The sequence below is a fragment of the Corynebacterium sp. NML180780 genome (genome assembly GCF_007786415.1).
Classification (GTDB): Bacteria; Actinomycetota; Actinomycetes; order Mycobacteriales; family Mycobacteriaceae; genus Corynebacterium; species Corynebacterium gottingense.
In genome coordinates, this window is record NZ_VNKN01000005.1 from 85,472 (window position 1) to 105,873 (window position 20,402).

At 64.8% G+C, this 20,402-nt stretch carries 15 protein-coding genes; 10 read left to right on the plus strand and 5 right to left on the minus strand.

The window, feature by feature from the left end; all coding sequences use genetic code 11:
• Positions 1 to 480: 480 nt before the first annotated feature.
• From FPP74_RS04420 to FPP74_RS04435, 4 genes are all read left to right on the plus strand, one after another.
• Positions 481 to 2,628, plus strand: a complete 2,148-nt coding sequence (locus FPP74_RS04420; RefSeq protein WP_144717254.1) for a hypothetical protein — start codon at positions 481 to 483, stop codon at positions 2,626 to 2,628.
• 36 nt (positions 2,629 to 2,664) lie between these two features.
• A complete protein-coding gene (locus FPP74_RS04425; protein WP_144717255.1) occupies positions 2,665 to 4,179 on the plus strand; it encodes a YPDG domain-containing protein in 1,515 nt (504 codons plus the stop codon).
• Complete coding sequence (locus FPP74_RS04430) at positions 4,149 to 6,446, plus strand: hypothetical protein (protein ID WP_144717256.1); 2,298 nt, start codon at positions 4,149 to 4,151, stop codon at positions 6,444 to 6,446. The genes FPP74_RS04425 and FPP74_RS04430 overlap by 31 nt, the downstream gene beginning before the upstream one ends.
• A 190-nt stretch (positions 6,447 to 6,636) precedes the next feature.
• On the plus strand, positions 6,637 to 8,088 hold the full coding sequence (locus tag FPP74_RS04435; protein WP_095535706.1) for a DASS family sodium-coupled anion symporter: 1,452 nt from the start codon (positions 6,637 to 6,639) through the stop codon (positions 8,086 to 8,088).
• A gap of 4 nt (positions 8,089 to 8,092) precedes the next feature.
• Here FPP74_RS04435 and FPP74_RS04440 read toward each other — a convergent pair whose 3' ends face one another.
• Both FPP74_RS04440 and FPP74_RS04445 read right to left on the minus strand, forming a co-directional pair.
• The gene (locus tag FPP74_RS04440; RefSeq protein WP_095553206.1) at positions 8,093 to 8,497 is read right to left on the minus strand and encodes a hypothetical protein; all 405 of its coding nucleotides are present in this window, start codon (positions 8,495 to 8,497) and stop codon (positions 8,093 to 8,095) included.
• 9 nt (positions 8,498 to 8,506) lie between these two features.
• The gene (locus FPP74_RS04445; RefSeq protein WP_143340120.1) at positions 8,507 to 9,991 is read right to left on the minus strand and encodes an HNH endonuclease signature motif containing protein; all 1,485 of its coding nucleotides are present in this window, start codon (positions 9,989 to 9,991) and stop codon (positions 8,507 to 8,509) included.
• 214 nt (positions 9,992 to 10,205) lie between these two features.
• On the opposite strand from FPP74_RS04445, the gene FPP74_RS04450 reads away from it, so the two are divergent.
• Positions 10,206 to 11,342 (plus strand): YihY/virulence factor BrkB family protein, encoded by a 1,137-nt coding sequence (locus FPP74_RS04450; RefSeq protein WP_095553204.1) that lies wholly within the window; start codon positions 10,206 to 10,208, stop codon positions 11,340 to 11,342.
• Here FPP74_RS04450 and FPP74_RS04455 read toward each other — a convergent pair.
• Together FPP74_RS04455 and FPP74_RS04460 are read right to left on the minus strand one after the other, a co-directional pair.
• The gene (locus FPP74_RS04455) at positions 11,339 to 11,914 is read right to left on the minus strand and encodes a TetR family transcriptional regulator (protein WP_158221598.1); all 576 of its coding nucleotides are present in this window, start codon (positions 11,912 to 11,914) and stop codon (positions 11,339 to 11,341) included. The two genes, FPP74_RS04450 and FPP74_RS04455, sit on opposite strands and share 4 nt — an antisense overlap.
• Positions 11,895 to 14,249 (minus strand): MMPL family transporter, encoded by a 2,355-nt coding sequence (locus FPP74_RS04460; RefSeq protein ID WP_095553202.1) that lies wholly within the window; start codon positions 14,247 to 14,249, stop codon positions 11,895 to 11,897. Before FPP74_RS04460 ends, FPP74_RS04455 begins: the two co-directional genes overlap by 20 nt.
• Positions 14,250 to 14,332: 83 nt before the next feature.
• Between FPP74_RS04460 and FPP74_RS04465 the strand changes: the two genes are divergently transcribed.
• Positions 14,333 to 15,223: a patatin family protein gene (locus tag FPP74_RS04465; protein ID WP_095537759.1), complete on the plus strand. Its 891-nt coding sequence runs from the start codon at positions 14,333 to 14,335 to the stop codon at positions 15,221 to 15,223.
• Between the two features lie 21 nt (positions 15,224 to 15,244).
• Entirely contained in the window at positions 15,245 to 16,129 is an 885-nt protein-coding gene (locus tag FPP74_RS04470; protein WP_095553201.1) for a patatin family protein, read from the plus strand.
• Here FPP74_RS04470 and FPP74_RS04475 read toward each other — a convergent pair.
• Complete coding sequence (locus tag FPP74_RS04475; protein ID WP_095548458.1) at positions 16,116 to 17,705, minus strand: peptide chain release factor 3; 1,590 nt, start codon at positions 17,703 to 17,705, stop codon at positions 16,116 to 16,118. The two genes, FPP74_RS04470 and FPP74_RS04475, sit on opposite strands and share 14 nt — an antisense overlap.
• A gap of 63 nt (positions 17,706 to 17,768) precedes the next feature.
• On the opposite strand from FPP74_RS04475, the gene FPP74_RS04480 reads away from it, so the two are divergent.
• The 3 genes from FPP74_RS04480 to FPP74_RS04490 all read left to right on the plus strand — a co-directional run bounded on the left by FPP74_RS04480 (position 17,769) and on the right by FPP74_RS04490 (position 20,402).
• Complete coding sequence (locus FPP74_RS04480; protein WP_095548457.1) at positions 17,769 to 19,121, plus strand: TrkH family potassium uptake protein; 1,353 nt, start codon at positions 17,769 to 17,771, stop codon at positions 19,119 to 19,121.
• Positions 19,114 to 19,788, plus strand: a complete 675-nt coding sequence (locus FPP74_RS04485) for a TrkA family potassium uptake protein (protein WP_095548456.1) — start codon at positions 19,114 to 19,116, stop codon at positions 19,786 to 19,788. Before FPP74_RS04480 ends, FPP74_RS04485 begins: the two co-directional genes overlap by 8 nt.
• A gap of 77 nt (positions 19,789 to 19,865) precedes the next feature.
• Positions 19,866 to 20,402, plus strand: coding sequence for an NADPH-dependent FMN reductase (locus tag FPP74_RS04490; protein ID WP_095535697.1), 537 nt, complete (start codon positions 19,866 to 19,868; stop codon positions 20,400 to 20,402).

Genomic DNA, 20,402 nt, shown 5'->3' on the forward strand with positions numbered 1-20,402 from the left:
CTTGTCCCGCGTTGCACTGCGGGGCAAGCGCATTATTGACAAGCGTTGAATTGTCCATATCTGTCCCGGCTAAGGTATTCACGTGGCCTAAGAGGATGCCCAAGCCGAACCTTAATGAAGAAATGTTGACTTGTGCTAGTTAACGGCCGAACGCCGGCTCAATTCTGAGAAAAGGATACTGATTGTGTGATTTAGCCTTACAGCTTCTCATCTGATAGGACACTCCTCGGTGAATAATATGCACTCTAGGATTGTTCAACAGGCTGCGAAAGCTTTCGGACATCTGATGTACCGGTGTCTATGAATTGGCGATTGGTCGCGGTTTTGGAGCAAGGGGAGTTGTTAATCTGCGGTTTTGGGGTAGCTTAAGCAGTTGACACCAGAACTGAACTGATAAGCATTGGCTCATGTATCGACCGTGAATATTTTTTATGCATCGGCGCATACATGGTCAGGGTAAGAATGTTGAGGAGCAGCCGCATGAGGAAGCTGGCATCACGCTGCATCGCAGTCGCGCTCGGTGCAGCGCTCGTCGTGGGCGGGCAGCCCGCGGTCGCCGGTGCCGTCGAGGCAAAAGTGGACGCTTCCCGCCTGACGCAGTTCTCCCACCACGACGAGGATTCAGTTGCGGGTACCCAGTCGAACACGCTGTACACCGATATTCTTGTCAACGGCGCCCGCATCATGGCACCGGACAACGCGCCAGTCACCACGAAGGATGAGCGGGGAGCGCGGGTGACCACTGCTCAGTACGCAGACGCCGCGAGGGGAGTGCAAATCGAGCGGGTCGTGCGCACCACCGACACCGAGATGACGGTCGAGGTCACCGCCACGAATCAGGGCTCCGAGGACGCCTACTTCCAGCTGGACCTGACCAATTCCATCAACACCAACCGCACGCTCACCGGCAGTTTCGACGGCGAACGCTTCACCGTCGGCCCGGATTACGGCGGCTACGACACGTTGGTGGAGTTCGCAGACCCCGGTTTCTCCGGTGTGGCAAACAGCTTCAATGCGACCACCGCGACCGACGAGGTCGGCTACGTCGACCCCGATGGCGCACAGTTCCAACGTGGCCGCTGGTTCCGCTCGGTCGACCCCGGCGACCAGCTCACGGCAAAGGCAACGATCACCTTTGACACGCAGGACTCCGCCGTGGACAGCGATCGGGACGGCCTGCCCGACCAGTGGGAGGAACAGGGCGTCACGCTTGACGACGGCACCCAGCTCCCCCTCAACGAATGGGGAGCAGACCCGCACCGCCCCGATGTCTTCCTGCAGCTGAACTGGATGGAATCCGAGTACGAAAAACTCGGCTGCCTGAACACGCCGGACGCCGAGCAGTGCGACACTGCGAACACCCGGACCTACCGCCCGCCCCGCCACATCCTGGATGAGCTGGCGGACAAGTTTGATGAGCACGGCGTTTCCCTGCACATCGACGCTGGCGAGACCTACTCCAACATCCCGAACTACGACACCCGCCACGGTGGACAGACCGAGGGATACGAGCGGTACTACTTCAGTAACTCCATCCCCGGCCTGCGCATGGTGGACAACGTCAACCGCCTGCTGGGCCAGCGTGCCTCCGTCTTCCACGTCGGCGTGATCGGTGACCAGATGAACCCGAGCAACTACTCGGTTGGCACCTCCCTCGTGGGCGATAATGGTTTTTACGTGGCCAAGCACGAGCGCATGACCGAAGACAGCCAGTTGCGCAACACGATCATGCACGAGCTGGGCCACAACCTGGGCCTCAACCACAACGGCTCGTTGAAGTTTGAGGGCAAGGTGCCAAAATCTGACTACCTGCCCAACTACAAGTCCGTGATGAACTACCTGTACCAGTTCTCCTATTTCGACTACTCGGACGTGGAGGCCGTGTCCGGCGGTCCGCTCCCGGAGGAGTGCAACCGCTCGGGCGTGAACTGCTACCGCGGCGACTACCGCGTCCCCGCGGACTGGGACAACTTGCTTATTAACTCCCTGCGCCTCGGCGGCCACGTCGGTACCGCGGGCGTTGACGCGCGCAAGGTCGACACCGCAGCACTCAGAAAGCTGGACAAAGAGATGGAGCGCGCCGACGCGAGCGGTGACCGCGTCGAGGTCGAGGTCACCGACGAGGGCGACCTGACCAGCGGCAAGCGCGGCGAGGTGACGCTCAAGCTCACGAACCCGGGCCTGGATCTGCACCGCTACGAGGTCGCCGTCGGTGGCAACACCCAGCGCGTCGTGCTCGGCGGCGTTCGCTCCGGCAAGAACACGACGACCATCACTGTGCCCGTGACGCCCACGGAGCCGGGGGCATTGCCTCTCGACGTCCACGCGACCGATGAGCTTGGCAACACCACCTTCGAGGACCGCTTCGCCGTCCCGGTTGCTGAGGACTCAAACACCGACTCGACGCCGATGGGCGGGGCTGTGAAGTCGAGCCCGGCGATCGCGCAGGTGCACAACGAGACCACGCCGACCACCAAAGCAACACCGACCACGAAGGCAGTGCAAGCCCCCAAGGCAACGCCCAAGCCGGAAAGCGGCAGCAGCTCGGCGGCCATCGTCGTGCCGCTGCTCCTCCTGTTGGCTATTGCAGGTGGCGCAGCGGCGGCGTGGGCGAGCGGCCTCATTTAAACTCTTCAACAAAGCTCAACAGCGCAAGGCGGAATAATGAACTGGACAACGACTCCCATCGTGGCGTGCGCGGCGGTCACCACCGCATTGGTCGCCCCGGCGGCGCTCGCGGCCGACACCGCCCGCTACACCCTGACGGTTGCAACCCCGGCCGGGCCGCTTGAACACGTCGACGTCGAGCTCACTGGCCGCGGCGGGTCGTTCCAGGCCACGACCGATTACGCGGGCAGAGTGTCATTAGACGTCCCGGTCGGCACGTACGCCTACCGCGCGACCTGGGGCGGGGAGGAGTACACCCAGTCTGGGATCGAGCTCACTGCAGATCTGGAATCGAGCCTGATGATCCCGGGGCCGGAGCGCACGGTCGACTACGCCTGGAGCTCAATCAACGTCGCGGCGGGAAGCCGTGCAACCGTGGTGCCGACCGTGACGGGCAATAAGAGCGGGGTCACCGTGGAGCGCATCGACGGCCCGGAGTGGGCCGAGGTGTTCACTGACGGCACGGTCGAGGCCATGCCCCCGGCGAACGAGCAACCGGGTGCGCACGACCTGATTGTGCGCACGTCGGCGGGGCAGGTCGAGACCATTCCGGTGCGCGTGACCGGACCGCAGGACCCGAAGGACGTGATGTACCCGGTGACGCAGGTACGGGTCGGGAGCAAGGTGCGGAGCGCGGCACCGACGGTGACCATCTGGCACCAGGGGCGCGAGTTTTCCAGCCAGCCGGTCCCGGGGGGAATGACGTTCCACACCGTCTCGGAGGGCGCGTGGGTGGACGCCAACACTGGCCAGGTCACGCTAGACACCGCGGCGTCGGGCGCCAAGGCGGGCGACTCGGTCACGGTGCCGCTGGAAGTCGGCCTGCCCAGCGGCGCCACCGTTGAGGCCACGGCCGTCTTCCAGGTCAACGACCTGCCAACCGCGGAGCAGATCCACCCCGGCTGGGAGACGCTCACCGCGGCGCCAGGGGAGCGGGTGACGGTGGAGCAGACCGGTGACGCCGACGTTCCCGCGGACGCTCAGTTTGTGTGGCGCCGCGCGGACAACCCGGAGCTGAAGGGGTGGGCCATCTCCGTCGATCCAGCGACGGGCGCTGTCTCCGCCACTCCGTCGGACACGGCCAAGGACGCAGACGTCAACGTGCGCGTGAGCTACTCGGACGGCTCTCAGTCGACGGCGCCGGTGCACCTCCGGGTGGCACCGAAATCAGCGTCCCAACAGCACACGCTGCGACCGGGGCAGGAGGAGGAAATTCTTGCTGGTGGGGGAACGGATGTGGTGATCGTCGATAGTGGCGGCGCAGACGTCACCGTGGACAAACACGGAGCGGTGAAGGCGTCGGTGCCGTCGGACGCGATGCGCGGTGCGGTGTACCCGGTCAAGCTGCGCGTCGACGGGAAGGAGACGACCGTCACCCTGACTGCGGACGCGCCGGACCAAAGCGCAGACTTCAGCAAGGCGTGGTGGATCCCGGTGGTGATGGTCGCGATGGTGGTCGCCGGAGCCGTGGGCAACTGGGCATGGACCACCTTCTCTGGGGGTGCCCGGTGAACCTGAGGGGAGCGGGGGCCGCCGCGATTGCTACGGCGATGATCGCGATGGGGACTACGAGCCCGGCGAGTGCGGGCGTGGAGGACATGCCCTTTGGCGTCCACATGACGCCCAGCGCCGACGACGAGGGGTTCGCGGTGATGGACATCTCGAAGGGGCGCACTACGACGTTTACGTTCGAGCACCCCTATTCCGTGGCGGGGATTATGGCCGGCAGCTTCGACGTCGCGCTGCGCGCCGACGGCGGCAGCGTCCGTTATCTGCCGAGCGCGACGAGTGTGCGCACATCGTCCAAAGGCGGCACAGATGTGGTCACGCTGACGCACGAAGATGCGTCGCAGGGCGTGAAGGTGGAACGCACGTTCACGGTGGGGAAGAAGTCCATGGCTGTCGACGTCACCCTGACCAACCTGCGCAACGAGGACCGCGAACTTAGCGTGGACATGAACTCGCGCATCACCGCCTACGGCAAGGACCGGGCGAGCTTTCGGGACGGCGCGTTTATGATCGCCCCGCGGGACGGCGGCTACGAGACGACGTTGCGTTACAAGGACCCCACGTCGTCCGGCGTCGCGACCGACAAGGACGCGACCACAGCCGAGGGCAAGGTCGGGAGCGTGGGCGCGGATGGCGCTTCGTTCCAGCGCGGGCGCTGGGAGCGGGCGGTTCCCGCGCAGGGCAAGCTGCACGCTAGCATGACCATGGACATCGCCACGCAGGGATCCGCGGTGGATTCGGACCGCGACGGGCTTCCGGACGCGTGGGAGCGCCAGGGCTTCACCACCGCGAGCGGGGAGCAGTTCCCGTTACAGGCGTGGGGCGCGGACCCGCACCGGCCCGACCTGTATCTGCAGCTCAACTGGGCGAAGTCCGAATGGGAGACGTTGGGGTGCGACCGCGAGCAGCGCTTCGGCGCGAGCGCGGAGCAATTCGGCGAGTTCGCGGCGTGCAATGCGGCGAACGCGAACGTGTACAGGCCGTCGAGAAGCTCTCTCCTGGAGCTCGTCGACCTCTTCGATCAGCAGGGGATTAACCTGCACATTGATGCCGGCAGCCTCTTCAACAACATCCCCAACTATGAGGAGCGCCACGGCGGCGCGACCGAGGACTTCGAGCCGTACTACTTCAAGGACGCCGACCATCACTCCCGCTTGGCCGCTGACCGCGACCGGCTCCTCGGTCCGCGCGAGTCCGTCTTCCGCGTCGGCATCATCGGCGACCAGCTGGCCAAGGATGATTACACCACCGGCATGGGGCTGGTGAGCGATTCGGTATTTTACGTGGCGAAGCACGAGGGGCTGACGGGCCAGGACCAGGTGCGCAACACGATTTTGCACGAGTTCGGCCACAACCTGGGCCTGACCCACACCGGGTCCGCGCTGTCGGATACGCGCGTGGAGACAACTGACCTGCTGCGCAATTACGAGTCCGTGATGAACTACCTCTACCAGTTCGCCCGTTTTGACTACAGTGACACGGTGGCCAAGGGCAACGGCGACGATCCGCATTGCGGCGACTACACCTGCTACACCGGGGCCTACGAGGTGGCCCCGGACTGGGAGCACCTTGACCTGGGCGGCAAGTTCATTGGGAAGGTCAACGCCACCGTCGGCGCGGACGATTCCGTGGTCACCCACGACCATATGCTCGTGCGGGACCTGGAGATCGCGGCCGCCGAGCACAACGCGGGCCAGGCGGGCTTCAGGCTTTTCGACGCTTCCACAAACTCCATCGTCACCTCCCGGAACGACAACAGCGTCACTGCCCAGCTCCGGAACCTGGGGCTGGACCTGGACGATTTCACCGTCGACGTCTCGTACCCCGGCGGGCACTACTCGGATACGATCCGCGTGCCCGGCCAGCTGGCGGAGACGCCGTCGGCGACCTTCGACATCCCGATCACCGGGGTGCAGCACCTCAAGGGCGCAACGATGCCGCTCGACGTGGCGGTGCGCAACAAGGACGGTGAGGAGGTGTTTGCCGAGCACTACGACCTGTCGCTCCTGGACTACTCTGCAGAAGAGGCGAAGCAGGTGCGTGAGGAAGTGCTTGCGGACCCGGATGCCCCGAAGACCCTGCGCGAGCTCGCAGAGGCAAAGCTGGGTGCGCCGATTGGGCCGACGGAGACGCCGACTGACACGCAATCTCAAGAGCCCGGGCGGGGGTCCAGCACCACCGACATTGTGATCGCGGTACTCGCGGCGCTCGGCGGCGTGATCGCGCTCATCGCGGGCGGCGCCTGGTCTGCGGGAATGCTTCCGTTTTAATGCCTGGTAGTGCCCGGTCCTGACCGTTTGTATTCTTTTGTTTCGCCCAATTTCCCTGGTTAGAATTGGTTATAACACCACTTTCGGTAGGGAGGCTCTCGTGGCATCGGCTGCAACTCAACCAGCAAAACCGCACCAAACGGCGGATTCGGGAACGGTGACGCGGGGAGGGGGTGACGAGGGGGCGTCGATGAGCAAGGGGAAGCTCATTTCGTTTTTCCTTGCGTTTATCGCGCTCATCGTGGTGCTGCTGATCCCCATTGACAGTATCGAGTGGCAGGGGCAGATCGCGCTCGGAATGCTTGCGTTTGCCGTGATCATGTGGGTGACCGAGGCGGTGAGCTACCCGGTCAGTTCGGTGCTGATCATCGGACTCATTGCCATGCTCGTGGGGCTGTCGCCCGATCCGGAAAATCCGGGCGAGATTTTCGGTACGGGCCCGGCGCTGAGCATTGCGCTCGGGGGCTTCTCGTCGGGCGCGGTGGCGCTGGTCGCGGCCGCGTTGGCGCTGGCCACGGCGATGCAGGCGACGGGGCTGCACCGGCGCATCGCGCTCAACGTGCTCAAAGTTGCGGGCGAGAAGACGTCGCACATTGTCGCCGGCGCGATCGTGATTTCTATCATCCTCGCGTTCTTCGTGCCGTCCGCAACCGCTCGCGCGGGCGCCGTGGTGCCGATCCTCCTGGGCATGGTGGCCGCGTTCGGCATGACGGTGGATTCGAAACTGTCGGCGCTGCTGGTAATTACTGCGGTGCAGGCGGTGTCGATCTGGAACGTCGGTATTAAGACTGCTGCGGCGCAAAACCTTGTGGCCATCGGTTTCATTGAGGACCAGATGGGTCAGACCGTGTCCTGGGGCAAGTGGTTCCTGTGGGCCGCGCCATGGGCGGTGCTGATGTCGATTGCGCTGTACTTCATCATGCTCGCTGTCATGAAACCCGAGGTGGATCGCATTGAGGGAGGGCGCGAACTGGTGCAGCAGCAGCTGGACGAGATGGGGCCGATGACTGGCGCAGAGAAGCGCCTGACTGCGATCGCCGTGGTCCTGCTTCTCTTCTGGGCGACCGAGGGGCTGCTGCACCCCATCAACTCGTCCACGATCACGCTCGTGGCGATCGGCGTGATGCTCCTACCGGGCATCGGGGTGATGGACTTCAAGTACGCGCAGAACCACATCAACTGGGGCACGCTGATCGTGTTCGCGGTGGGCATCTCGCTCGGCTCGTTCCTCCTGAAAACGGGCGCGGCGACCTGGCTTTCGGAGCAGACGTTTGGCGCGCTGGGCATTTCCTCGATGCCGATCCTCGCCACGATCGCGATCGTGTCCCTGTTCAACATCATCATTCACCTGGGATTCGCGTCCGCGACGTCGCTCGCTTCCGCCCTGATCCCGGTGTTCATCGCGCTCGCTGCGACGCTCGACGTGCCGAATGGCGGCATCGGCTTCGTCATCATCCAGCAGTTTGTCATCTGCTTCGGGTTCTTGCTGCCCATCTCCGCCCCGCAGAACATGCTGGCCTACGGCACGGGCGCGTTCACCACGAAGCAGTTCCTCCGGGCGGGCATCCCGCTGACCATCGTGGCGTACTTGTTGATCTTGCTCCTTTCCGCGACGTACTGGAAGTGGATGGGGCTGGTGTAGCCGCCTAGTCGCCCTCCAGCACAAGGCCCAGGTGCAGCGAGTCCAGCTCGTGCGCGCCGGGGCCTTGTTGCGTGGTCGCAATTTCACGACCGGTTGCTTCGGTCACTGGAATGAGCCATCCGAGGTTCGGGTCGAGCAGCGGGTCTGCTTGCTTGTCCATCGGGACGAACGTCACGGGACGTTCGTTTTTTGCGACAAGTTGCACCGGACCGTTCGCCTCCTGAAGAGCGGGGAGCGCGGCGGGCGTTGTCGTGATGATCACCATCTTTTCGTCGGTGTCGGGGGACAGGTTCGCGGTGTGAACGTGCAGGTGCGTGACCTCGAATCGCTCAAATTCCTCCGGGTACTCCACGAGCGGCAGGGTCGGGTCGCCCGCGAACAGTGCGCGGATTCGCTCAAGAAATGCCATGGTGCGAGTCTAACCGGCCTCCGGGAGCGGAATGTTGGCGTCGTCAAAGCGCAGGTTGTCCGGGTTGTCCTCCCATTCATAGTCGGGAAATGGTGCATCCACCGGTGGTGTGAGCCCCATCCACCATTCCGGTTCCGGGTGGAACGGAAAGCGCATGTCAAACTGTTCTTCGAGCTGGTCCAGCGCGAATTCACACTCGATGATGTCCTGATCTTTCTCGTATTGGTCCATAATCGCGTGTCCGCGCGCATGAAACTCCGCGGCCCGTTCGCGCCTGCGCTTCACTTCGCTTATCGACGCCTTCCACCGCGGATCCTCAGCACCCAACTGAGCGGTCAGCAGCCCGGAAGGCTCCGAAACCTCAAATGTGCCGTCCTCGTACAGCCAGATGGCGTCCCCGGTCGCGGGGTCGACGACGTAGAAGGCGCGGCGGTCGGTCTTGAGGTTATGGTGCCTCTGGCAGAGGCAGTGAAGGTTATCCACGCGTGTTTCCCCTCCCTCAGCGAACGGGATGCGGTGGTCCAACTGGCACTGCTCCGCGGGGTGGTTGCAGCCGGGGTAGATGCACGTGCCGTCGCGAGCCTCCACGAGCGCCCGCATGTCTGCCGTCGGCACGTAGCTGGGTGTCGTGTTTTCGCGAACGCCGTCCATGTCGGCGACGGAGGGCGGGGTCTGCGCGCACATCTCGTCGAACGCGATCGTGGCGTCAGGCTCGGTCCAGCCGAAGCCCGGGATGAACACTGGCTGCCCCGCCTCGCGCCCCTTCGGCGCGTATACCTGGATTCGCGCCTTCGCTGCCGGCGTGATCTCGCCGGTGAGCAGTTTCACCACGGTGTCGTGCGAAGACAGCTTGTGCTCCAACCCGCATTGCTGCACGAACGCGCGCACGGCGGCCAGTGTCGCGGTGTCCGTGGTCAGGTTCATCATGCCCTTTGTTATCCCACCGAAGTCCTCGAGGAAGAACTCGGCTCCGTGGTCCCGGCGGGCCTCGCGCTCCTTCCGCTTCTTCGGGTTGTAGCCCAGAGCCGGGTCGATGCGCCGGATGTGCGCCCGCAACTTTCGCGTGACGGCCGCGGGGTCGGGGAACGGCTGGCTCTGCCGGGTGGGCGTGAACTGTTCGACCAGGAAGTCGTCGATACCGGCGAGGATCTCCGCGTCGGCGTCGGGACCGAGCTCCTCCAGCTTCCGCCGGATCGCGGTCAGGTGCCCCAGCGTGAGCAGCTTTTGCTCGTTGTGCAGCGCACGCAGCCGCGGCAGATCCGTCAGACGGTGATACGACAGCACCGCGGAACGGATGACAGAGCGGGAGTAGCCCGTGGCCTGAGCAAGCTTATCGACGACCACGTCGAAGTCCTCGATGTTCACGCCGTCGTCGCTAAAGCGCGAGTACAGTGCGTGCTCCGATTCACGGAGGCTGCGGCCAAGGTGCGCATCGCTGTCGTGGGGTCTGTCTATTCGGAAGTAGGGGCGAGGTGGGGCTTGTTGAGTGTTCATGCCTTGCACTATAAACGTGGCACCCAACACTGGTTCGAAGATCGGTGGCAAAAATAGAATGTGCGTTCTAAACTATGACGATATGGTGCACACTTACTGTTCGAACAAATGAGCAAAGAATGTCCGTGCGAACATAAAATGCTGCTCTGGAAGCGCGCTGGTTTTCACCGTGTCAGGACAAGGTCAACGAGCAGAAAACCGTTACGCTGGCACTATGGAAGATGCCGAAAAGGGCCCTGAGATTGCGTCGCGACGCGTCGACTTCGTGTTGCCCTACGGCATCGGCGAACCGGAGTTCCCTCCGTCGGAAGATACGTTGCCCAATCCCCTCGGTCGCAGGAACCGGCTGGGAAAGGCTGGTTGGACGCTCGTGCTCAAGCGGCTGTTTGCAGACTTTTCCACGGACGCCATGGTGGATCGAGGCGCCACGCTGACCTACTACACGGTGCTGTCCCTCGCGCCCATGCTGGTCTCGGCGTACGCCATCGCGACCTTGCTACTCGGGCGCGATCCGGGGGCGGTCGATCAGCTCCTGGACGGGCTCGTTGAGGTGTACGTGCCGGAGGCCCTTCGCGGAGAGGCGATGGATCTGATGGAGACGATTGTGGGCACTCCGTCGCAAAGCACTGTGGCGTTGATCGTCTCGCTGCTGATCTCGCTGCTGTCTGCGTCGGCGTACGTGCGGAGTTTTTCGCGCAACGCCAACCTGGTCTATGGGCGCTCGGAAGGGCGAAACGTGGTGGTCACTTGGGTGACCATGTGGCTGATCACGCTGATGCTCGTCGTCGGTGGGCTGGCGATCCTGATCGGGACGCTGCTCACGGACGGCATCGTGCACAGCGTGCTTGGGCCGGTGGCGCGGCCGCTCGGTGTGGAGGATGTGCTGACCTACCTCACGGAGAAGTTCCTGCCGGTGTGGGTGTATTTGCGGACGCCAGTGATCGTGCTGATGGCGATGATCCTGCTGTCGCTGTTGTACTACTTCACGCCAAATGTGAGGCCGGGGCGGTTCAGGTTGCTGACGGTGGGATCGTCGTTAGCCCTGTTCGTCGGCTTCTGGTTGTGGTGGGGGTTCGGGCTCTACATGTCCACGTTCGGCGTGCGATCCGCGTACGGGGCGTTCGGGACCGTGATCGCGGTGCTGGCGCTCGTGTGGGTGATGAACATCGTGCTGCTGGAGGGCGTGAAGGTGGACGCCGAAGTCCTCCGCGCGAAGGAGCTCCAGGTGGGGTACGACTCTGAGAGGCACATCCAGGCCCGGCCACGCTCCAGCGAGGGCGCCCGGTGGCGCCTGCAGCTGGAGCGGTGGATCGCGCGGACAGCGCGCGAGGTGAAAAACGCGCGGAACTAGCGGCTCGCGCGCACGGCGGCGAACGCCTTGTGCAGGAGGGCCTGGCTGTCGGCACTCGGCGTGCGGAGGTGCCGCTTGAACGCCACACTCGCGGCGGACCCGTAGGCGCTGAGTAGCACGAGGACTTCGAAGGGGGCCAGCTGGGGTGCGCGCTCCTGTAGCGCGCTGACCACCGGGTCCAGGATGCGCTCGCGGTCGTCGTTCGGGCAGGCGGAGCCACGAATCAGCTCAAGCCGGTCCGAGGTGAGCAGCAGGGTCGACGCCGAGTGCAGCTTGACCCCGTCGCCGGTGAGTGCGTCGACGCAGATCTGCTCGAACGCCTCGGTGAGCCCGAGCTCGGGCGGGAGGCGGCGAATATCCTCGCCGATCTCCGCAAAGGTGCGTTCCACAAAGACCAGCAGGGCGGCGTCCAGGTCCGCGAAGTAGTTGTGGAACGTGCGCGGGGACACTTCCGCGGCGGCGGCGACCCGGGCGACGGTGAGCTTCTCTGACCCCTGGTGCAGCAGGATGTGCGCCGCGGCGTCGGAAATCACCTCGCGGGTTGCCTGTTTCTTAGACTCGCGCAGGTTCATGGTGTTCCACCGTTTGCTGCAGGTGCTCGCCCTCAATGTCCAGGTTGGGCAACACCTTGTCCAGCCAGTTGGGCAGCTTCCACGCGCGATCATCCAGCAGGTACATGGTGGCCGGGATGATGGTCATGCGGACCACGAAGGCGTCGATAAGCACGCCCACAGCGAGCGCGAAGCCCATGGCCTTGATGAAGGGCTCGTCGATGAGCATGAAAGCGGCGAACACGGAAATCATGATCAGGGCGGCGGCGGTGACCACGCGCGCGCCGTGTTTGAAGCCGTTGGCGGTGGCGTTGCCGGCGGTCTTGCCGCGCGAGACGAAGCCCTCGCGCATGCGCGTGACCAGGAAGACCTGGTAGTCCATCGCCAGGCCGAAGGTGAGGCCGATGAGCATGATGGGCAGGAACGACAGCAGCGGCTGCGGGTCGGAAATGATGCCGAACATGCCGTCCTGGAAGATTGCCACGGTGATGCCGAAGGTCGCGGCCATGGAGAGCGCGAAGCCGAGCGCGGCGATGAGCGGGACCCACAGGGAGCGGAACACGAGCATGAGCACGATGAACGCAAGCCCGATGACGATAGCGATGTAGGGGAGCAGCACGTCCTGGAGGCGCTGCGAGATGTCGTCGAAAATCGGGGTGACACCGGTGATGCCGAACTCGCCGCTGGTGCTGCCGGCGAATTCGGACTGGTAGTCGCGCAGCCGCTCGAGCGTCTCCGTGGTCGCCGGGTCGGTCGCGCCCGTGGTCGGATTGATGAGGACCTGCGCCGCGTCCATAGTGTCGGTGGTCTGCACGATCTGCGCGTTCTCGACACCTTCGGTCTCGTTGAAGGCGGTCAGCGCATCCTGGAATGCGGCGGGGCGATCCTGCTCGGCGACGTTGGCCACGTCAACGAACGCAATCATGGGGGCGTTGCGGCCGGGGCCGAAGGCGTCCGAGGTCATCTCGTACGCCTCTCGGGCCGGGGTGCCTGGCGACGCCGTGCCGTCGGTCGGCATGGCCAACCGGAGACCCGCAGCGGGGATGGCCAGGATGCCAAGCAGGGCGACCGACGCCAGCAGCATGACCCACGGGCGCTTGCGGATGATGCGGGCCCACTTCAGGCCCATCGTCGGCTTTTCGTCCTCCGGGTCCGGCACCTTCGGCCCCGGGACGCGGCCCGCAAAGACGCGGGTGCCCAAAAGGCCCAGCATCGCCGGCAGGAAGGTGGTGGACACCAGCACAGCGAGTGCGACCGTCGCGGCGGCGGCGTACGCCATGGTGGACAGGAACGGGATGCCGATGATGGACAGCGCGGCGAGCGCGATGAGCACGGTGAAGCCCGCGAACACCACGGAGCCGCCCGCCGTGCCCAGGGCCATGCCCATGGCGTGGGCGCGCGTGCCCTTGTCCATGGTGCGCAGCGCCTGCGCCAGTTCCTTCGGCGTGAGGTCGTTGAGGCCGGCGCCGTTGATGAGCTCGTTGCGGAAGCGCGCCACGATGAACAGCGCGTAGTCGATGCCCACGGCCAGGCCGATCATGGAGGCCAGCATCGGCGTCATGTCCGAGATCGTGTCGGTAAACAGCGTGGCCAGCTGGACGCCGAGCAGGCCGACGCCCACGCCGATCACGGCGGAGAGCAGCGGCATGCCGGCGGCGACGAAGGAGCCGAACGTGATGAGCAGGACAACCGCTGCCACGGCCAGGCCGATCAGCTCGGAGGTCATGTTCATTTCCTGCGACTGGAACGCCATGCCGTTGTACTGCACGTTGAGCAGTTCGGAGCCGTCGTACTTGTCCAGCACGTCGGTGATCTCGCTGCGCTGCTCCGACGAGATGTCCATGACCGCCGCGGCGTTAAACGTGACGTCCACGGTCCCGGTCTTCTGGTCCGGGCTCACGGGAGAGAGTTGCGCGAGGTCCTTTTCAACCTGCTCCGGGGGGACCCCCTGAGCCGTTTTTGCCTCGGTCAGCTGCTGCTGCATCCCACCGGCGGCGAGCACGGGGTTCACGATGGCGTCGGTATCGGCGAGCGCGTCGGAGGACTTCAGCTCACCGAGCATCTCGTCCACCTTTGCCATCACGTCCTGGTCGGCGAGGGTGCGGTCACCCTCCGCCTGGATCACAACGGTGCCGGTGGGCGCGCTCGTGAGATCCGCGTCAGTGCCAAAACGCTCGCTCATCTCCTCCTGCGTGATGGTGGAATCCATGTCCGGCATGGAGAACGAGGGGTTGGGCGCCTTGGCAAAGTTGGAGGCGAGCACCCCGGCGCCGATGAGGACAACTATCCAAAAGGCCAGGAACGGCCATACTTTTCGGTATGACCAGCTGCCTAGCTTGTACAAGAAACTCGACATGCTGCACAGCGTATGCAAACTTGCACGCAGTGCGCAAGGTGATACCTTGGGGCGCCGATACGAAAACGTTTAGGATGAAGCACATGACTGTTGAGCCGGAAATTGACGCCCGCGACGTCGCCGTCATCTTCGAAGGCGGAGGCACCAGAAACTCGTACACAGCTCCGGTGGTGGAAAAGCTCATCGCGGAGCACGTGCAGTTCGGCTGGGTTGGCGGCATTTCCGCTGGTGCGAGCCACGCGCTCAACTTCGCCTCGCGCGACGCGTACCGGTCAGAGAAATCCTTCACCGACTTCGTGGGCAACCCCGAGTTCGGCGGCTGGCGCACCATGGTCCGCGGCAAGGGCCTGCTCAACGGCGAGTTCATCTACGAGGGCTACGCGGACCAACTGCCGTTCGACATGGAGACGTTCCTTCGCACGGAGGAAGAGGTGCACCTCGAGGCTGTCCGTGCGGACACGGGGGAGACTGTCACCTACAACCGCGAGGACATGCAGACCATCGAACAGATCAATATCGCAGCACGCACCTCGTCGACACTGCCGCTCGTGATGAAGATGCGCGAGGTCGACGGTGTGCCCTACGTCGACGGCGCGCTGGGGACCTCGGGCGGCATCCTCATCCAAGCGGCGAAGGACGCCGGCTACTCCCGCTTTCTCGTCGTGCTCACCCGCCCGCGCGACTACATCAAGCCTCCAGAGAAGCGCCAGCGCGCTTTACGACGCATCCTGCGCAAGACCCCCAACGTCGTCGACGCAATGGTCGCACGCCCCGGCATCTACAACGCGGCGCGCGCCGAGGTGAAACGCCTGGAAGCGGCGGGTGACGCGTACGTGTTCTACCCCGAGCACATGGGGGTGGAGTCGACCGAGCTGAACGTGGACAAGCTGAAAGCCAACTACGCGGCGGGCCAGGAGCAGCTGGCGCGCGAGTGGCCCGCGATGCGCGAGTTCCTCACCCAGCGGGATCGCTGATCCAGCCCTAAACTTTGGCGCATGATTGATGCGCAAGACGTGGCCCTGATTGTTGAAGGCGGCGGGATGCGCAACTCGTACACCGCACCCGCCATCGTTCGTCTCATCGAGCAGGTGAAGTTCGGCTGGGTCGGCGGCGTCTCCGCGGGCGCCGTACACGCGCTGAACTACGCGTCGGCGGACGTGCGCCGCGCCCGCGCCGCGTTTACCGAGCTAGCCTCGCACCCGCACTTCGGCGGTGTGCTCAAACTGGCGCGCGGCAAGGGGTACTTCAATTCCGAGTTCCTCTACGGGCAGGCGGAACAACTCCTTCCGTTCGACTTCGCCACCTTCGCCGCGTCCTCCACCCAGGTGCACGTGGAGGCGATGCGCGCGGATACCGGTGACACCGTCAGTTGGGGCAGGGACGACTTCTTGCGCGACCCGTCGCTCGTGGCAAGGGCGGCCCGCGCGTCGTCGACAGTGCCCAAAGTCATGCCCATTACGCTTATCGACGCCGCACCCTACGTCGACGGCGCCCTCGGCACCTCCGGGGGCCTACTCATCGACGCCGCGCGCCGGGCCGGCTTCACGCGCTTCGTCGTCTTAGCCACCCGCCCCCGCGATTACTGGAAGAAACCGCTGGTCCAGCCTGCGGCCGTGCGGGGCATGTTCCGCCGCTACCCGGAGATCGGCAACGCGCTACACGTGCGCGCCGGACGCTACAATGCCGCCAAGCGGGAGATTCTCGCCGCCGAGCGGGCAGGCGATGCGCTGGTCTTCTTCCCCGACAACATGCAGGCCGAGTCGATTGAGCGCCGCCCCAGCAAGCTGCAGAGCAATTACGCTGCTGGCCAGGCGCAGCTCGAGCGCGAGTGGGAACGGTGGGTCGAGTTCCTCGCTGCTCCGGCGCCTAGTCTGCGATAAGCGGCTCGATCGTCAGCTCGGGGTGCTCCTTCTCCACGAAGGCCAGCTTCCATTTGTCGCCGAACAGGGCGATAATTTCGCCGTCCGTGCGCGTGAAGATCTCCACGCCACGCTGGCGGCCCAACTCGTCGGCGGACTCCGCGTCGGTGCGGCGCGCCACGGAGTAGGGAACCGGCTCGGTGACGGTCTCCACGTTGTACTCCACCTCCATGCGCGCCTGCATGACCTCGAACTGCATGGGGCCCACGGCCGCCATCACCGGGGCGGCGTCGCCGCGCAGGTCGTTGCGCAGAATCTGGACGACGCCCTCGGCGTCCAGCTGGTCGAGTGCCTTGCGGAACTGCTTGTACTTGCCCAGCGACTTCGCCCGGAGCGTGCGGAAGTGTTCGGGCGCGAACTGCGGCATCGGCGGGTACTGCACGTTCTTACCGGTGAAGATGGTGTCGCCCGGGGCCAGTGAGCCCGCATTCACAAGGCCGATGATGTCGCCCGGGTAGGCGGTATCTACGGTGTCGCGGTTTCGGCCGAACACAGTGAGGGCGTACTTGGTGGAGAAGGTGCGGCCGGATTGGGCGTGCGTGACCTGCATACCGCGGTCGAACTCGCCGGAGACCACGCGCATGAACGCCAGCGTGTCTCGGTGGTTGCGGTCCATGCCCGCCTGCACCTTAAAGACGATGCCGGAGAAGTCGCCGTCGAGGTCGCGCTCCTCCTTCGGGCGCGGGGCGGGCGCGATCGCGCACAAGGTGTCCAGGATCTGGTGGACGCCGAAGTTCAGCATTGCGGAGGCGAAGATGATCGGGGAGGTGATGCACTGCTCGAACAGCTCCTGGTTGTGCAGGGCGCCGTCCGCGGCGAGCAGCTCGACCTCTTCCACCGCGGTGTCCCACACCTCGCCCTCCTTGCCGGAGGCGTCGTCCGGGGCGTAGTGCTCCTCGGGCGCGATGGTGGAACCGCCGGCGGTGCGGATGAAGTGGACGTACTCGTCGGCCTCGCCGTCGTCGCTGATGTGGGCGAGGCCGCGGAAATCACCGGCTTCCCCGACCGGCCAGTAGAGGGGAGTGGGCTGCAGGTCGATTTCGTTCACGATCTCGTCGACAAGCTCGAGGGGCTCGCGGCCGATACGGTCCCACTTGTTCACCACGGTGACGATTGGCAGGCCGCGGGCCTTGCAGACGCGGAAGAGCTTCAGGGTTTGCGGCTCGAGGCCCTTGGCTGCGTCGATAAGCATGACTGCCGCATCGACGGCGGAGAGGACGCGGTAGGTGTCCTCGGAGAAGTCGGCGTGGCCCGGGGTATCCACCAGGTTGATCACGTAGGGCTCGCCCTCGTGCCCCTCCGGCGCGTACTCGAACTGGAGCGCGGAGGAGGCGACCGAAATGCCGCGGTCTTTCTCCATGTCCATCCAGTCGGACACAGTGGACTTGCGGTTGCCCTTGCCGTGGACGGCGCCCGCTTCCGAGATGATGTGTGCGTGCAGCGCCAGCGCCTCGGTAAGCGTGGACTTACCGGCGTCGGGGTGGGCGATGACGGCGAAGGTGCGGCGGCGCTTGGCCTCGGAAGTGAGAGAACTCATGCCGCAGAGTGTAGCCGCCAAGGGGTAGTGCGGAGGAATCGCTTGCGTCTATACTTCACCTTTGTGAAGCGCTTGCTTTTCTTGCGATCGCTCGGCCCAGCACGGCTGACCGCGATCGGGTTCCTGCTGCTCATCCTGAGCGGCACGGGGTTGCTCATGCTCCCCTTCGCGGAGGTGGGGGCGGAACACGCCTCGTTCCTGGCTGCGCTCTTTACCGCGACGTCTGCGGTCTCCCTGACCGGCTTGGTCGTCGAGGACACCGGCACCTTCTGGAGCCCCGCCGGGCAGGCCGTCATCCTGCTGCTCATCCAGCTCGGCGGGTTAGGGATTATGTCGCTGGCGTCGCTGTCCGGGCTGTTGCTCACCGGGCGCATCAGCTTGAAGGCGCGCAAGACTGGCGCCTACGAGGGGCGCCCCATCACCGCCGGAGGCATCCGCCGGACCCTCATCTTCACAGTTGGGTTCACGGCGATCGCCGAGGCCACCATCGCGGTGATCGTCGGCGCGCGGCTCATGGTGGGCTACGGGTACTCGTTCCGCCGCGCCGCCTGGGAGGGCGTCTTCCACGCCGTTTCCGCGTTTAACAACGCCGGGTTTAGCACCCACAGCGACAACCTCGTGTCCTTTGCGTCCGACGCCTGGATCCTCATGCCGCTAGCCGCCGCGCTGATCGGCGGCGGCCTCGGGTTCCCAGTGTGGGCGGAACTGGTGCGACTGGTGCGCCGGAAGTCCAACGCCGTCCACCGCATCTCTATTACCGCCCGCATGACGCTGGCTGCGACGGCGTTCCTGCTTGTCGCCGGCACCGCGTTCGTCGCGGCGACGGAATGGACCGGCGTGCTCGGTCCCATGCCGGTGGGGGTGAAGCTGCTCAATGCCTTCTTCGCCAGCGCGTCGCCGAGGACTGCGGGCTTTAACGCTGTTGATTATGGGCAGGCGCACCCGATCACGCTGATGGGCACCGACGTCCTCATGTTCCTCGGTGGAGGCTCGGCTGGCACAGCGGGCGGCATCAAGGTGACCACCGCGTGCGTGCTGCTGGCGGCGATGGCGGCCGAGTTCACCGGTCGCGAAAAAACGACGATCGGGCACCGGAGCCTGCCGCACTCGGTGACCAGACAGGCGCTCGCGCTGAGCTTCGCGGGCGTCATGGTGGTCACTCTTGGCGTGGCGGCCCTGCGTGTCTTCGACCCGCAGTTCACCGGTGACCAGGTGTCCTTCGAGGTCATTTCCGCATTTGCAACGTCGGGGCTTTCCACCGGCATCACGGCGGGGTTGTCGTCGGCGTCGCAAATCGTGCTCTGCTTCATCATGTATCTGGGCCGCGTAGGCCCGACCACCCTGGTGGCGGCGCTGTCGGCGAAGATGCTCGATAGGCGCTTTAGCTACCCCGAAGAAAGGCCGTTCATTGGCTAAGTTATTTTCCCGCGCGACGATTGACATTCCGCCCGTCGTAGTCATCGGGCTCGGCAGATTCGGCACCGCCTTGGCCAGCGAACTCATGGCGAACGGGGTGGAGGTGCTCGGCGTGGACTCCAGCGAGAAGATTGTCCGCGAGCGGGCGCCGTACCTCACCGAGGCCCTCGCCGCGGACACCACGGACCCGGAGGCGATGCGGCAACTGGGGATCGAGGATGTCGAGCGCGTTGTCGTCTCCATCGGCTCCCACTTGGAGGACTCCATCCTGACCACGTCCAACCTCGTCGAGCTGGGGGTGCAGGACATCTGGGCGAAGGCGGACTCGGAGGCGCACGCGCGCATCCTGCACCAGATCGGGGCCAACCACGTGATTCGCCCGGAGCGCGACACGGGCAGGCGCGTGGCCCACCTGTTGGGTGGGCACTTCCAGGACTTCGCGGAGATCTCCACCAACTACGGCGTGACAAAGATGGCGGCGCCCGCGTGCGTGACGGGGCGCCCGCTCGACTTGGCTCAAGTGTGGAGGAGCCAGCATGTCCAGCTCGTCTCGGTGAAGCGGGATGAGGGGTGGGCACCGCTCACCGACGGCACCCAGCTCACGCCGTCGGACCGCATCGTGGCGGCGGGCAGCCCGCGTGACCTGGAGCACTTCTCGCAGCGCTGATTTGGCTGACATTGTTGGGGGAGCGGTGTAGAGTGAGGAGTCGAAATTGTAGACGAATCAACAAAAGGGTTGCATCTATGAAGATCGGAATTTTCCTCGGCTCCATTCGCAAGGGTCGCGCCGGCGAGGCCGTCGCCCGCTGGGTCTCGGACGCAGCTGAGAAGCGCGACGGCTTCGAGTACGAGCGGCTCGACCTGTCCGAGTTCAACGTTCCGCTGCTCGACGCGGAAATGGTGCCGGGCGCCGCAAACAAGCAGTACGAGGACGAGGCCACCACCGCGTGGTCCAAGGCGGTCGACGCTTGCGACGCCTTCATCTTTGTCACCCCGGAGTACAACCACTCCGTACCGGGCGCGATGAAGAACGCCTTCGACGTGCTGGGTGCCGAGTGGGCCGGGAAGCCCGTCGCGTTCGTGTCCTACGGCGCTGATAACGGCCTTCGCGCGGTGGAGCACTGGCGCCAGATCGTTGCGAACTTCTCCATGTTCGGCGTCCGCAACCAGGTCGCGCTCTCCCTGTTCGAGGACTTCGCCGACGGCGCCTTCGCGCCCCGCGAGCAGAAGCACCAGTCCCTGGAGAACGTGCTCAACGACCTCGAGCAGGCGCTGTCCTAA

Coding starts and splice junctions, on each gene's coding strand:
- FPP74_RS04450 (WP_095553204.1), top strand. CDS start 10,206: ATGGAAGATGCCGAAAAGGGCCCTGAGATTGCGTCGCGACGCGTCGAC.
- FPP74_RS04465 (WP_095537759.1), top strand. CDS start 14,333: ATGACTGTTGAGCCGGAAATTGACGCCCGCGACGTCGCCGTCATCTTC.
- FPP74_RS04425 (WP_144717255.1), top strand. CDS start 2,665: ATGAACTGGACAACGACTCCCATCGTGGCGTGCGCGGCGGTCACCACC.
- FPP74_RS04445 (WP_143340120.1), bottom strand. CDS start 9,991: ATGAACACTCAACAAGCCCCACCTCGCCCCTACTTCCGAATAGACAGA.
- FPP74_RS04420 (WP_144717254.1), top strand. CDS start 481: ATGAGGAAGCTGGCATCACGCTGCATCGCAGTCGCGCTCGGTGCAGCG.
- FPP74_RS04440 (WP_095553206.1), bottom strand. CDS start 8,497: ATGGCATTTCTTGAGCGAATCCGCGCACTGTTCGCGGGCGACCCGACC.
- FPP74_RS04435 (WP_095535706.1), top strand. CDS start 6,637: ATGAGCAAGGGGAAGCTCATTTCGTTTTTCCTTGCGTTTATCGCGCTC.
- FPP74_RS04460 (WP_095553202.1), bottom strand. CDS start 14,249: ATGTCGAGTTTCTTGTACAAGCTAGGCAGCTGGTCATACCGAAAAGTA.
- FPP74_RS04470 (WP_095553201.1), top strand. CDS start 15,245: ATGATTGATGCGCAAGACGTGGCCCTGATTGTTGAAGGCGGCGGGATG.
- FPP74_RS04475 (WP_095548458.1), bottom strand. CDS start 17,705: ATGAGTTCTCTCACTTCCGAGGCCAAGCGCCGCCGCACCTTCGCCGTC.
- FPP74_RS04490 (WP_095535697.1), top strand. CDS start 19,866: ATGAAGATCGGAATTTTCCTCGGCTCCATTCGCAAGGGTCGCGCCGGC.
- FPP74_RS04455 (WP_158221598.1), bottom strand. CDS start 11,914: ATGAACCTGCGCGAGTCTAAGAAACAGGCAACCCGCGAGGTGATTTCC.
- FPP74_RS04430 (WP_144717256.1), top strand. CDS start 4,149: ATGGACCACCTTCTCTGGGGGTGCCCGGTGAACCTGAGGGGAGCGGGG.